Source organism: Pseudomonas sp. CFBP 13602, from assembly GCF_014842725.1.
GTDB lineage: Bacteria > Pseudomonadota > Gammaproteobacteria > Pseudomonadales > Pseudomonadaceae > Aquipseudomonas > Aquipseudomonas baltica.
The window spans coordinates 78885-92911 of record NZ_JACYVT010000007.1; the positions used below are offsets into that span (position 1 = coordinate 78885).

A 14027-nucleotide genomic window follows, 5' to 3' on the forward strand; every position below is an offset into this window, starting at 1 on the left:
AACGAATTCACTTTACCTGAGGTTGATCTGGAACATATTGTTACAAGATATGTTCCCGGAGTCGGACAGCTGTGCCCGATTGGCCAGGTGTTCGAATCCATGGGTCATCAACAAGATCAAGTAGAGTGAGCACGGCCATGACGTCTGAGGTGGGTAAAGGCAAGGCGATCTTTCGCGTTGTCAGCGGCAATTTTCTCGAAATGTTCGATTTCATGGTCTATGGCTTCTATGCCACGGCAATCGCCAAGACTTTCTTTCCGACCGACAGCGCCTTCGCTTCATTGATGCTATCGCTGGCCACCTTCGGTGCCGGTTTTCTCATGCGCCCGCTCGGGGCAATCTTTCTGGGTGCCTACATCGACCGGCACGGGCGCCGCAAAGGGCTGATCGTGACCCTGGCGTTGATGGCCATGGGCACGGTGTTGATTGCCTGCGTACCAGGTTATGCAACCCTGGGCGTTGCGGCGCCTTTACTGGTGTTGCTCGGCCGGCTGCTGCAGGGCTTTTCCGCAGGCGTCGAACTGGGCGGGGTGTCGGTGTATCTGGCGGAAATCGCCACACCAGGGCGCAAGGGCTTTTTCGTCAGTTGGCAGTCTGCCAGCCAGCAGGTCGCCGTGGTCTTCGCCGGCCTGCTGGGGGTATTGCTCAACCACTTCCTGGATGCACGACAGATGGGCGAATGGGGCTGGCGGGTGCCGTTCCTGGTGGGTTGCATGATCGTACCCGTGATCTTTTTCATCCGCCGTTCGCTGGAAGAGACCCCGGAGTTCGAGGCTCGCACCCACCGCCCAACCCTCAAGCAGGTGGTGCACTCGGTGGCGCAGAATTTCCGTCTGGTGCTGGCGGGCATGGCGCTGGTCGTGATGACCACCGTGTCGTTCTACCTGATTACTGCCTACACGCCGACGTTCGGCAAGAACGAGCTGCACCTGTCGGACATGGATGCGTTGCTGGTGACCATGGCGGTGGGCATTTCCAACTTCATCTGGTTGCCGATCATGGGCGCGCTGTCGGACCGCATCGGGCGCAAACCGTTGCTGCTCGCGGCCACGGTGCTGGCGATTCTGACGGCCTATCCGACCTTGTCATGGCTGGTGGCTGACCCCAGCTTCGCGCGTCTGCTGACGGTCGAGTTGTGGCTGTCGTTCCTGTATGGCTCGTACAACGGTGCCATGGTTGTGGCGTTGACCGAGATCATGCCGCTGGACGTGCGCACCACCGGGTTTTCCCTGGCCTACAGCCTGGCCACGGCGACGTTTGGCGGGTTCACCCCGGTCGCCTGCACCTACCTGATTCATGCCCTGGACAACAAGGCGGCACCGGGCATCTGGCTCAGTGGCGCGGCGGTGTTGGGGTTGGTGGCGACTTTGGTGCTGTTTCGTGGCGACCGCCATGCGCAGCGGACTGCGTTGGCGGCGCAGGCGTGAAACGGTGGCGCGGCCTTCGCGGGCAGAGACCCGCTCCCACAAAAGCACGCGGGCTCTGCCCGTGACGGGGTCCTGACTGACACCCACACACAAAAACGCCCCGAACCAGTCGGGGCGTTTTCATTCAGCGGTCAGGCTCAGTGAGGGAAAGCTGGAGGGTTGACGCCCGCCATGTCTTCCATTACGCGCACTACCTGGCAGCTGTAGCCGAACTCGTTGTCGTACCAGACGTACAACACGACGCGGTTGTCGTTGCAGATGGTGGCTTCGGCATCGACCACACCGGCGTAGCGCGAGCCGACGAAGTCGGTCGATACCACTTCTTGCGAGTTGACGAAGTCGATCTGCCGGGACAGGTCCGAATGCAGCGCCATGTAGCGCAGGTACTCGTTCATTTCTTCGCGAGTACTGGCCTTTTCCAGGTTCAGGTTGAGGATGGCCATGGAGACGTTCGGCGTCGGCACGCGGATCGCGTTGCCGGTCAGCTTGCCAGCCAGTTCAGGCAGTGCCTTGGCGGCAGCGGTGGCGGCGCCGGTCTCGGTGATGACCATGTTCAACGCCGCGGAACGGCCGCGACGGTCGCCCTTGTGGAAGTTGTCGATGAGGTTCTGGTCGTTGGTGTACGAGTGAACGGTTTCGACGTGGCCGTTGATGATGCCGAACTTGTCGTTGACCGCCTTGAGCACCGGCACGATGGCATTGGTGGTGCAGGACGCCGCCGAAACGATCTTGTCGTCTGCGGTGATCTGGCCGTGGTTGATGCCGTGCACGATGTTCTTCAGCTTGCCCTTGCCCGGTGCGGTCAGCACCACGCGGTCGATGCCGGGGCAGGCCAGGTGCTGGCCGAGGCCGTCGGCATCGCGCCACACGCCGGTGTTGTCGACCAGCAGGGCATTCTTGATGCCGTACTGGGTGTAGTCGACTTCGCTGGGGTTCTTGGCGTAGATGACCTGGATCAGGTTGCCGTTGACCGTCAGGGTGCTGTTGGCTTCGTCGACATGGATGATGCCGTCGAACGAACCGTGCACCGAGTCGCGACGCAGCAGGCTGGCGCGCTTGACCAGATCGTTGTCGGCGCCCTTGCGCACGACGATCGCCCGCAGACGCAGGCCATCGCCGGCACCTGCCTTCTCCACCAGGATGCGCGCCAGGAGGCGACCGATGCGGCCAAAACCGTACAGCACCACGTCGGTACCGGTACGCTCGCCTTCGTTCTGCTTGCCGACCACGTCTGCCAGTTCTTCACGCACGAACTGTTCGGCAGTGCGCCCGCTCCCGCTTTCCTTGAACTTGACCGCGAGTTTGCCCAGATCGACGGAGGCGGCGCCCAGCTTGAGTTCGCTCATCGCCTTGATCAGCGGGAACGTCTCGTGCACCGACAGCTCCGAGGAATCGGACTGGCGGTGGCGAGCGAAGCGGTGCGCCTTGAGCAGTTCGATCACCGAACGGTTGATCAGGCTGCGGCCGTAGATGGAGGTGACTACGTTGTTATTGCGGTAGAGCTGGCCGATCAACGGAATCATCGCTTCGGCGAGTGCTTCACGATCGATCCATTCACCAAGACACTGGTCGGGCTTCTGAGTCACGGTAACCTTCCACATGTAGGGGCTGAGAAAACGGGCTACATTATGACTTCGCCGCGCGGCGGGAGCAATCCGCGCTTATCGGCGTCGTGAAGTTTGGCGAATCGGGCCGTCAAAAAAACCGAGGTGTACCAATGAGGTAGGCGACACCCGGCGGTTTTATGGCGAGGGACCATGGCGCGCCCTCTGCGGGCCGATTCCTCCGCGATCGAACAAGAAAATCAATGCCCGGATCCTTCAGGGTCTGCTTGTAGAAGCCGCACAATGGCACAACCCCATCACAGCACCTGACAGCCCCCCGCCGCCCCGGTACAATCCCGGTTTTCCGCCGCAACGCTTGGAGCTCAACCTCCCGTGCCTGTTCTGCGCCTTCCGCAACTCCCTGCCTCGGCAGGCAAACATGCCTGGGGCAACCTGCCCGGGGCCGCCCTGAGCCTGGCGATCGCCGAAGCGGCCAATGCCGCCAAGCGCTTCACCCTGCTGCTGACCGCCGACAGCCAGAGCGCCGATCGGCTGGAACAGGAACTGCGCTTTTTCGCCCCGCAGTTGCCGGTGCTGCATTTCCCCGACTGGGAAACCCTGCCCTACGACCTGTTCTCGCCGCACCAGGACATCATCTCGCAGCGCATCGCCGCCCTCTACCGCCTGCCCGAGCTGGCACACGGGGTTTTGGTAGTGCCCATCACCACTGCCCTACACAGGCTGGCACCGACCCAGTTTCTGCTCGGCAGCAGCCTGGTGCTGGATGTTGGTCAGCGCCTGGACGTGGAGCAGATGCGCACGCGCCTGGAAGCCAGCGGCTACCGCTATGTCGACACCGTCTATGAACACGGCGAGTTCGCCGTGCGCGGCGCCCTGATCGACCTGTTCCCCATGGGCAGCAAACTGCCCTACCGGATCGACCTGTTCGACGACGAGATCGAGACCCTGCGCACCTTCGATCCGGAGACCCAGCGTTCCATCGACAAGGTCGAATCGATCCGCCTGCTGCCGGCACGTGAGTTCCCCTTGCAGAAGGAGGCGGTAACCCGCTTCAAGGCGCGCTTTCGCGAACGCTTCGACGTCGACTTCCGGCGCTGCCCGATCTTCCAGGACCTGAGCAGCGGCATCACGCCTGCTGGCATCGAGTACTACCTGCCGCTGTTCTTCGAAGAAACCTCGACCCTGTTCGACTACCTGCCCCAGGACACCCAGGTGTTTTCGCTGCCCGGCATCGAACAGGCCGCCGAGCATTTCTGGAGCGATGTGCGCAACCGCTATGAAGAGCGCCGGGTCGATCCCGCGCGGCCCCTGCTGCCGCCCGCAGAGCTGTTCATGCCGGTGGAAGACTGCTTCGCCCAACTCAAGACCTGGCCGCGCGTCATCGTTAGCCAGGACGATCTGGAACCGGGGCCGGGCCGCGAGCGCTTTGCCGCAGCCAAACTGCCGGACCTGGCCATCGAGGCCAAGGCCAGCCAGCCCCTCGCCGCGCTGGCCGGATTCCTCGACCAGTTCCCCGGGCGGGTACTGTTCACCGCCGAATCGGCTGGCCGTCGCGAAGTGCTGCTGGAGTTGCTCGAGCGGCTCAAGGTCCGCCCGAGGACCGTGGACGGCTGGGAAGAGTTCGCCCAGGGCAAGGAGCGCCTGGCGATCACCATCGCGCCACTGGACGAGGGCCTGCAGATTCTCGACCCGGCCCTGGCCCTGATCGCCGAAAGCCCGCTGTTCGGCCAGCGCGTCATGCAGCGCCGGCGCCGTGACAAGCGTGCCGACGCCGCCAACGACAACGTCATCAAGAACCTCACCGAATTGCGTGAAGGCGCGCCAGTGGTGCACATCGACCACGGTGTGGGCCGCTACCTGGGTCTGGCGACGCTGGAGATCGACAATCAGGTTGCCGAGTTCCTGACCCTGGCCTACGCCGAGAACGCCAAGCTGTACGTGCCGGTGGCCAACCTGCACCTGATCGCCCGCTACACCGGTAGCGACGATGCACTGGCGCCGCTGCACCGGCTTGGTTCGGAAACCTGGCAGAAGGCCAAGCGCAAGGCGGCCGAGCAGGTCCGCGACGTGGCCGCCGAGTTGCTCGACATCTATGCGCGCCGTGCTGCCCGCAAAGGCTATGCCTTCGCCGACCCGGCGCTGGACTACGCCACGTTCAGTGCCGGCTTCGCCTTCGAGGAAACCCCGGACCAGCAATCGGCCATCGACGCGGTGCGCCACGACATGCTGGCGCCCAAGCCGATGGACCGCCTGGTGTGCGGCGACGTTGGCTTCGGCAAGACCGAAGTGGCCATGCGTGCCGCGTTCATCGCCGTGCACGGTGGTCGCCAGGTGGCCATTCTGGTGCCGACCACGCTGCTCGCCCAGCAGCACTACAACAGCTTTCGTGACCGCTTCGCCGACTGGCCGGTCAGCGTCGAGGTGATGAGCCGCTTCAAGTCGACCAAAGAGGTCAACAGCGCGGTGGCGCAACTGGCCGAGGGCAAGATCGACATCGTCATCGGTACCCACAAGCTGCTTCAGGACGACGTCAAGATCAAGAACCTGGGCCTGGTGATCATCGACGAGGAGCACCGCTTCGGGGTGCGCCAGAAAGAAGCGCTCAAGGCGCTGCGCAGCGAAGTCGACATCCTGACCCTGACTGCCACGCCGATCCCGCGCACCCTGAACATGGCCGTGGCCGGCATGCGCGACCTGTCGATCATCGCCACACCGCCGGCACGGCGGCTGTCGGTGCGCACGTTCGTCATGGAGCAGAACAAGAGCACCGTGAAGGAAGCACTGCTGCGCGAGCTGTTGCGCGGTGGCCAGGTGTACTACCTGCACAACGATGTGAAGACCATCGAGAAATGCGCCGCCGACCTCGCCGAACTGGTGCCTGAGGCACGCATCGGCATCGGCCACGGACAGATGCGCGAGCGCGAGCTCGAACAGGTGATGAGCGACTTCTACCACAAGCGCTTCAACGTACTGATTGCCTCGACCATCATCGAGACCGGCATCGACGTGCCCAGCGCCAACACCATCATCATCGAGCGTGCCGACAAGTTCGGCCTGGCCCAGCTGCACCAGCTGCGCGGCCGCGTGGGGCGCAGTCACCACCAGGCTTACGCCTACCTGCTGACTCCGCCGCGCCAGCAGATTACCCCGGACGCGGAAAAGCGCCTGGAAGCCATCGCCAACACCCAGGACCTGGGGGCGGGTTTCGTTCTGGCTACCAACGACCTGGAGATCCGCGGCGCCGGCGAGCTGCTCGGCGAAGGCCAGAGCGGGCAGATCCAGGCAGTCGGCTTTACCCTGTACATGGAAATGCTCGAACGCGCGGTGAAGTCGATCCGCAAGGGCGAGCAGCCCAACCTCGACCAGCCGCTGGGAGGCGGCCCGGAAATCAACCTGCGTCTGCCGGCACTGATTCCCGCGGACTACCTGCCCGACGTGCACGCCCGGCTGATTCTCTACAAGCGCATCGCCTCGGCGGTGGACGAGGACGGCCTCAAGGACCTGCAGGTGGAGATGATCGACCGCTTCGGCCTGCTGCCGGAGCCGACCAAGAACCTGGTGCGCCTGACGCTGCTCAAGCTTCAAGCCGAGCAACTGGGCATCACCAAGGTCGATGGCGGCCCGCAGGGTGGACGCATCGAGTTCGGCGCCAGCACGCCGGTCGATCCGCTGACCCTGATCAAGCTGATCCAGAGCCAGCCCAAGCGCTACAAGTTCGAAGGCGCCACGCTGTTCAAGTTCATGGTGCCGATGGAGCGCGCCGAGGAGCGTTTCAACGTCATCGAGTCGCTGTTCGAACGCCTCACGCCGAAAGCCGGTTGATATGCCCGATGAGCGCTTGATCGATACCCTGCAACCGCGCCCTCGGTTGTGGCTGGGCAGTGTCGAGTTCAGCGCTTTCGAACCGCGCAACGGCAAGATGCAGCGCTACGTGCAGCACCGCGCAGCGCTGGCCTACGGCTATGCGGGCGAGTATGTCAGCGGCCCGCGGCCTACTGCCGTGGCACGCCAGTGGAACAACCAGAGCGCCCGGATCCAGCGCCAGCCGGCCGCCGAGCGGGCCCTGCGCGAGCAGCTGCAGGGCATCGGTTTCAAACTCGCCACCCGTCAGAGCAAGGCTCTGCCCGAAAGCGCCGGCGAAATCTTCGAGCTGCCCAGCGATGCCGCCTGGCTGCGTTTCATCCTCAACGAACTGCCGGGGTTGCGCGAGCAAGGCTGGGAAATCGAATACGCCGAGGATTTCGCGTTCGACCTGACGCCGGTGGAGCGCTGGTACGCCGCAATCGAAGAAGGGCCGGAACGCGACTGGTTCGATCTGGAGCTGGGCATCGTGGTCGACGGCGAGCCGCTGAGCCTGCTGCCGATCCTGCTCAACCTGCTGCGCAGCCACCCCGAGTTGCTCAACCCGGCGCACCTGGCGCGACGGCGCGACGACGAGCAGATTCTGGTGCCCATCCACACCTCCCACCTTGGCTTCCAACGAACCCTGCAGGTCGCCCTGCCCTATGGGCGGCTGAAGCCGGTGCTGGCGACCCTGGGCGACTTCTACCTGCGCGAGCCTGGGGAAACCTCGATCCGCCTGGCCACAGCCGATGCCACGCGCCTGGAAGGGCTGCAGGCATTGTCCCTGGACTGGCAAGGCGGCGAGCAGGTACGCCATTTCGCCGAACGGCTGCGTGACATTCGCCATTGCCCGGTGGAAGCGCCCGAGGGCCTGAATGCAACCTTGCGCCCTTACCAGCTGGAGGGCGTGAGTTGGATGCAGGCCTTGCGGCAGCTGGAAGTGGGCGGCATCCTGGCCGACGACATGGGCCTGGGCAAGACCCTGCAGACCCTCGCCCATCTGTTGATCGAGAAACAGGCGGGGCGCCTGGATCGCCCGGCCATGGTGGTGATGCCCACCAGCCTGGTGCCGAACTGGCAGGACGAGGCCGCCCGCTTCGCGCCGACCCTCAAGGTCCTCGCGCTGCACGGTGCCGCGCGCAAGAAACACTTCGCCCATCTGGCCGACTACGACGTATTGCTGACCACCTATGCCCTGCTGCCCAAGGACATCGAGGTGCTCGAGCGGGTGCCGCTGCACGTATTGGTCCTCGACGAAGCCCAGTACATCAAGACCCCTGGCAGCAAGGCCGCGCAGACGGCGCGCCAGCTCAACGCGCGGCAACGCCTGTGCCTGAGCGGCACGCCGCTGGAAAACCATCTGGGCGAACTGTGGTCGCTGTTCCATTTCCTCATGCCCGGTTGGCTGGGTGACAGCAAACAGTTCAGCCGCAACTACCGCGTGCCGATCGAAAGGCAGGGCGACGAGGCACGCTTGCAGCATCTGAACGCGCGCATCAAGCCGTTTCTGTTGCGTCGGACCAAAGAGCAGGTGGCCACCGAGCTGCCGGCCAAGAGCGAGATCGTCCACTGGGTCGAACTCAATGACGCACAGCGCGACGTGTACGAGACGGTACGCCTGGCCATGGACAAGAAGGTCCGGGCCGAGATCGACCGCAAGGGCCTGGCACGCAGCCAGATCATCATTCTCGAAGCGTTGCTCAAGCTGCGCCAGGTCTGCTGCGACCTGCGTCTGGTCAACAGCGTTGCGCCGCCTGCACCAGGGCACAGCTCGGGCAAGCTGACCAGTCTGCTGCAATTGCTCGACGAACTGCTGGGCAACGGTCGACGCATTCTGCTGTTTTCCCAGTTCACCTCGATGCTGGGACTGATCGAACAGGAGCTGCACAAGCGCGGCGTGCCCTATGCGCTGCTCACCGGTACCACCCGCGACCGTCGGGCACCGGTCAAGGACTTCCAGGACGGCAAGCTGCAGATCTTCCTGATCAGCCTCAAAGCCGGCGGGGTGGGCCTGAATCTGACGGCGGCGGACACGGTCATTCACTATGACCCGTGGTGGAACCCCGCAGCCGAGCACCAGGCCACCGACCGCGCCTACCGAATCGGCCAGGAGAAACCGGTGTTCGTCTACAAGCTGATCACCCGTGGCACGGTAGAGGAAAAGATCCAGCGCCTGCAGCAGGAAAAGTCGGCCCTGGCGGCGGGCGTTCTCGATGCCCGCGAAGGCAGCGACTGGCGCCTGCAGGGCGACGATATCGACGCCCTACTCGCACCGCTGCCCAGCCCTCCCTCCCAGCGCCGCTGAACGCAGGTTCAGTCGAGGAAATCGACGACCGTTTCGCGCTGCCCCAGCAGGAACCCATCGGCCACCAGGCGCAGAGGCTGCAAGTCGGTATCGCTTCGACGGGCCTCGATCAACTGCGCGAAATAGTGGTAGAGCAATGGGTATTCGCCTGTCGTGGCGAGCGTCTGTGGCAAGTCGTCGATCAGCAGGTGTGCACCGCCATGGGTCAGGCGCAGGCAGCCTTCGGCGCAGCGCACCTCGATCTGCCAGAGTTCGTCGTGGCCGTGGTCCCAGTCGAACGCGGCGCTGACCGTCAGGCCGGTGGCGTCACTCATGGTCAGGTCGGCCGCAATCGGCGCCTGCCGGTTGCCGGGAAAGCGCAGGCTGGCGTGGGTGACGAACAGCGGTTCGGGCAACACGTGGCTGATGATCGACAGGGCGTTGATACCCGGATCGAACACACCCAGCCCCCCGGCCTGCCAGATCCACTGCTGGCCCGGGTGCCACTTGCGCACGTCCTCCTTCCACTGAACCGTGACCGCCTGCAGCTGCTTGCCCACCAGCCAGGCCCGCGCGGCCTCGACGCCTGCGGCGAAGCGCGAGTGCCAGGCGAACAGGCACGTCACGCCCTTCTCGGCGGCCAGTTCGACCAATGCCATGGCCTCACCGAGGCTGGCGCAGGGTGGTTTTTCCACCAGCACATGCTTGCCGGCCTCCAGGGCTTCACGCACTTGTGCATAACGGCCCTGGGGCGGCGTGCAGAAGGCCAGCGCCTGGATGTCCGGGCCGTTATCGAGCAGCTCGCGCAGGCTGCCGAAATGCGCGACACCGGGGCAAGGTGCCCCCAGCGTGGCCACTGCGGCCAGCTCGAAGGCCGGGTTGTCGCGCAGGGCGGGCACATGCTGATCCTGGGCGATCTTGCCGTAGCCGACCACGCCGAGACAAATGGGGGACATCGTGAACTCCTTTTTTATTGTTTGGCTGGGGCGTTATAGCAGTTACGCGGCTGCCGGCATACGCAGCGGCGTACAAGCGGCCAACGGGGATCGGACCGGGACTTGCATGCAGTCGGGCTGTCCATCACCGAAGTTGCGAGCCCGCCATGCCCGACCGCGCCCTGCCAGACCGCCCCATGCCCCCTGCCCTGCGCTTCATGCTGGCCGCCCGCCGCAGCGAGCTGGAAGGTCTGCGCGGACTTGCCGACACCTGCGAACTGGTGACCTTGATCAGCCGTCTGGTGCATGCGTTGCAGCGCGAGCGGGGCTACACCAATGTCTACCTGGGCAGCCAGGTCGAAACCTACCGCAGCCAACTCGACCTGCATACGGAACAGGCGCGGGCACTTGAACAGGACGTGCTGCAGCGGTTGCAGGCCATGGACCTGAACGCGGCCAGCGCTGCCGACCGTGCCCGCCTGTTCAATCGTGTGGCCTACGTGCTGCACGGCTTCGACGAACTGCCCGGCCTGCGCCGTCGCATCCGCGAACGTCTGCTGAGCCCCAGCGTCGCCACGGCGGCCCTGACCCGCCTGGTGGGTGGGCTCATGGCCGTGGTGTTCGAAGCGGCCGACACCGCCATTGATCCGAGTATCACCCGCGTACTGGTGGCGCTGTTCAATTTCATGCAGGGCAAGGAGCTGGCCGGCCAGGAACGCGCCACCGGCGTGGCGGGCTTCTCGGCAGGCTTCTTCGATGCCAGTGTGCAGGAGCGCATCCTGCACCTGACGCAAAGCCAGCAGCGCTGCTTCCAGACCTTCGGCGAGTTCGCCGACCCAGTGGCCGGGCAGCGCTGGGCCGACCTGCAGCACAGCGAGATCACCGCACAATTGCTACGCCTGCGCGAAGTGGGTATGCGCACCTCGGCGCAACACCCCGTGGACCCCGGCCTGTCGCAGCTGTGGTTCGAGCTGCACAGCCAGCGCATCGACCAGATGCACGAGGTAGAGACACACCTGGCCGAACAACTGCTCGCCAGCTGCCAGAGCAGCATCAAGCTGGCCAATGCCGACCTGGACAACCACCGCGTGCTGCTGCAACGCCTGGCCAGCCTGGAAACCATGGGCTGTGGCGATGCCCGCCTGTTCAGCGTGCAGGCCAGCGATCTCGACAGCCCGGCGCCCGACGGCCACGGCCCGCAGATGGGCCGCTCGTTGCTGGACCTGCTGCAGGCCCAGACCCACCGCCTGCAGGACGCCAACCTGCAGCTGGACGAAGCACGCCAGGCGCTCAACGAACGCAAGTTGGTGGAGCGCGCCAAGCAGTTGCTGATGAACGAATACGCGTTGAGCGAGAGCGAGGCCTACACCCGACTGCGGCAATCGGCGATGTCGCGCGGGCTGCGCATGGTCGACATGGCGCAGAATGTACTGGCCGTGGCCGGCAAGGGTTGATGCCGACATTGCGCCCTATTTGCACATCCCACGGGCGGCATGCTCCGCATCCGTGCACGGTGACGCGGCCTGAAGCTGGCAAACGGCCGCAGCGCCTGGCGCAGGCCGCCTTGGCACGCAACCTGCTTTGAGACCAACAGGACCGCAGCCACCTGTGGTCGACATTTCAAATCCTGGACAACGGTGTCCACGCGCTCCCGACAGCATTGCCGGGAACGGGTGAACGCCGTTTTTTTTGCATTTTTTTTTGGCCGCCACCAGCAGGGGAATCAGCGATGGATGACAAGCCTTTCAAAGGACACCCGGAAAGCGCACACGACGCCAAGCGTCGGCACTTTCTCAAGCAGTCGTTGACCGTCGCCGGTGCCGGCGCCGCCCTCGGCCTGCTGCCACCGGGGCTGTCTTCGGCGGTGTGGGCGGCGGGGAACGACGGCCTGGAAACCACCACGGCCAAGCTGGGCTTCATCGCCCTGACCGACGCCGCGCCGCTGTTCGTCGCCGACGAGAAAGGCTTTTTCGCCAAGCATGGCATGACCGGAGTGGAAGTGCTCAAGCAGTCGTCCTGGGGTACCACACGGGACAACCTGGTGCTGGGCGCGGCCGCCAATGGCATCGACGGCGCACACATTCTCACCCCCATGCCCTACCTGATCGCGGCCGGCAAGGTCACCCCCAACAACCAGCCGGTGCCCATGTACATCGTGGCGCGCCTGAACCTGGCCGGCCAGTGCATCTCGGTGGGCAACGAACACGCCGACCTCAAGCTGGGCCTGGATTCCGCGCCGTTCAAGGCCGCGCTGGCCAGCAAGCGGGCCAGTGGCAAGGCCGTCAACGCGGCGATGACCTTCCCCGGCGGCACCCATGACCTGTGGCTGCGCTACTGGCTGGCGGCAGGCGGGATCGACCCGAACAAAGACCTGTCGACGATCGTCGTGCCCCCGCCGCAGATGGTTGCCAACATGAAGGTCGGCAGCATGGACAGCTTCTGCGTGTGCGAGCCATGGAACGCCCAGCTCATCAACCAGAAGATCGGCTACACCGCCAACACCACCGGCGAGATCTGGAACAAGCACCCGGAGAAAGCCCTGGCGCTGCGCGCCGACTACGTCGACAAGAACCCCAACGCGACCAAGGCGCTGCTCAAGGCAGTGATGGAAGCGCAGATGTTCTGCGAGCAGCCGCAGAACAAGGAAGAAGTCGCGCAGATCTGCGCCAAGCGGCGCTGGATCAACGCGCCTGTCGCCGACATCACCGAGCGCATGAAAGGCAATTTCGATTACGGCAACGGCAAAGTGGTCAACGACAGTCCGCACATCATGCGCTACTGGGACGACTTCGCCTCCTACCCGTTCAAGAGCCACGACCTGTGGTTCCTCACCGAGAACAAGCGCTGGGGCTACCTGCCCAAGGACTTCGACAGCCAGGCGCTGATTGCCAAGGTTAATCGCTCCGACTTGTGGCGCCTGGCCGCTGCGGAACTGAACGTGCCCGCTGCGCAGATCCCGGATTCCGACTCGCGCGGTATCGAAACCTTTTTCGACGGCAAGACCTTCGATCCCCAGAACCCCCAGGCCTATCTCGACAGCCTGTCCATCAAGGCCCTGGCCTGATGTTTCCCGCACGCACCGGAGGTCATCATGAATGCTGAAGTGAAGAAGCTGCACAGCGCCGCGCAAGCGGTCGCCAAGGCTCAGGTCAAACCGCCGGTACTGGCGGGCCTGCTGAAGAACACCCGGCGCTTCGTGCTTCAGCAGTGCCTGCCGCCGGTGGTGATCGGTGCCCTGCTGTTGCTGGTCTGGCAATTGGTCTGCAGTGGCAAGGGCGCAGCGCTGCCGCCGCCTACCCAGGTGATCACCGACACCTGGGAGCTGATCGTCGATCCGTTCTACGACAACGGTGGCAATGACAAGGGCATGGCCTGGCAGTTGCTGGCGAGCCTGTCGCGGGTTGCCTATGGCTACGCCCTGGCCGTGGTGGTGGGGATCAGCCTGGGCGTACTGGTGGGGCAATCGACCTGGGCCATGCGCGGGCTCGATCCACTGTTCCAGATCCTGCGCACCGTGCCACCCCTGGCCTGGCTGCCGCTGTCGCTGGCCGGCTTCAAGGACAGCTATCCTTCGGCGATCTTCGTGATCTTCATCACCGCCATCTGGCCGATCATCATCAACACCTCGGTCGGCGTGCGCAACATCCCCGAGGACTACCGCAACGTGGCCAAGGTGCTGCGCCTCAATGGCGCGGAATACTTCAGCAAGATCATGCTGCCGGCGGCCGCGCCCTACATCTTTTCCGGCCTGCGCATTGGCGTCGGCCTGTCGTGGCTGGCGATCATCGCTGCCGAGATGCTGATCGGCGGCGTCGGCATCGGCTTCTTCATCTGGGACGCCTGGAACGCTTCGCGCATCAGCGACATCATCCTCGCCCTGGCCTACGTGGGGGTGGTCGGCTTCTGCCTCGACCGCCTGGTGGCGATGGTCGGACGCCTGGTCACCCGCGGCACTTCGCAAAGCTGAGGAGGC

General features: G+C 64.4%; 8 protein-coding genes. 6 read left to right on the forward strand and 2 right to left on the reverse strand.

Going from position 1 to position 14027, the window contains the following annotated elements:
• Positions 1-137: 137 nt before the first annotated feature.
• Positions 138-1427 (forward strand): MFS transporter, encoded by a 1290-nt coding sequence (gene tcuC, locus IFU31_RS15535; RefSeq protein ID WP_185793698.1) that lies wholly within the window; start codon positions 138-140, stop codon positions 1425-1427.
• 137 nt (positions 1428-1564) lie between these two features.
• On the opposite strand, the gene IFU31_RS15540 is transcribed toward tcuC, so the two are convergent.
• Entirely contained in the window at positions 1565-3028 is a 1464-nt protein-coding gene (locus IFU31_RS15540; RefSeq protein WP_192103611.1) for a glyceraldehyde-3-phosphate dehydrogenase, read from the reverse strand.
• Positions 3029-3364: 336 nt separating this feature from the next.
• On the opposite strand from IFU31_RS15540, the gene mfd reads away from it, so the two are divergent.
• Entirely contained in the window at positions 3365-6814 is a 3450-nt protein-coding gene (gene mfd, locus IFU31_RS15545; RefSeq protein WP_192103613.1) for a transcription-repair coupling factor, read from the forward strand.
• Position 6815: 1 nt separating this feature from the next.
• Entirely contained in the window at positions 6816-9140 is a 2325-nt protein-coding gene (locus IFU31_RS15550) for a DEAD/DEAH box helicase (RefSeq protein WP_192103615.1), read from the forward strand.
• 8 nt (positions 9141-9148) lie between these two features.
• On the opposite strand, the gene IFU31_RS15555 is transcribed toward IFU31_RS15550, so the two are convergent.
• Positions 9149-10075, reverse strand: a complete 927-nt coding sequence (locus IFU31_RS15555) for a Gfo/Idh/MocA family protein (protein ID WP_192103617.1) — start codon at positions 10073-10075, stop codon at positions 9149-9151.
• Positions 10076-10251: 176 nt separating this feature from the next.
• Here IFU31_RS15555 and IFU31_RS15560 point away from each other — a divergent pair, with 176 nt between their 5' ends.
• From IFU31_RS15560 to ntrB, 3 genes are all read left to right on the forward strand, one after another.
• On the forward strand, positions 10252-11508 hold the full coding sequence (locus IFU31_RS15560) for a nitrate regulatory protein (RefSeq protein WP_192047583.1): 1257 nt from the start codon (positions 10252-10254) through the stop codon (positions 11506-11508).
• 275 nt (positions 11509-11783) lie between these two features.
• Positions 11784-13118 carry a CmpA/NrtA family ABC transporter substrate-binding protein gene (locus IFU31_RS15565; protein WP_192103619.1) on the forward strand — a complete coding sequence of 445 codons (1335 nt, stop codon included), beginning with the start codon at positions 11784-11786 and terminating at the stop codon, positions 13116-13118.
• Between the two features lie 27 nt (positions 13119-13145).
• A complete protein-coding gene (ntrB, locus tag IFU31_RS15570) occupies positions 13146-14021 on the forward strand; it encodes a nitrate ABC transporter permease (protein ID WP_122478773.1) in 876 nt (291 codons plus the stop codon).
• Positions 14022-14027: the final 6 nt, after the last annotated feature.

Coding starts and splice junctions, on each gene's coding strand:
- IFU31_RS15560 (WP_192047583.1), top strand. CDS start 10,252: ATGCCCCCTGCCCTGCGCTTCATGCTGGCCGCCCGCCGCAGCGAGCTG.
- tcuC (WP_185793698.1), top strand. CDS start 138: ATGACGTCTGAGGTGGGTAAAGGCAAGGCGATCTTTCGCGTTGTCAGC.
- IFU31_RS15555 (WP_192103617.1), bottom strand. CDS start 10,075: ATGTCCCCCATTTGTCTCGGCGTGGTCGGCTACGGCAAGATCGCCCAG.
- ntrB (WP_122478773.1), top strand. CDS start 13,146: ATGAATGCTGAAGTGAAGAAGCTGCACAGCGCCGCGCAAGCGGTCGCC.
- IFU31_RS15540 (WP_192103611.1), bottom strand. CDS start 3,028: ATGTGGAAGGTTACCGTGACTCAGAAGCCCGACCAGTGTCTTGGTGAA.
- IFU31_RS15550 (WP_192103615.1), top strand. CDS start 6,816: ATGCCCGATGAGCGCTTGATCGATACCCTGCAACCGCGCCCTCGGTTG.
- IFU31_RS15565 (WP_192103619.1), top strand. CDS start 11,784: ATGGATGACAAGCCTTTCAAAGGACACCCGGAAAGCGCACACGACGCC.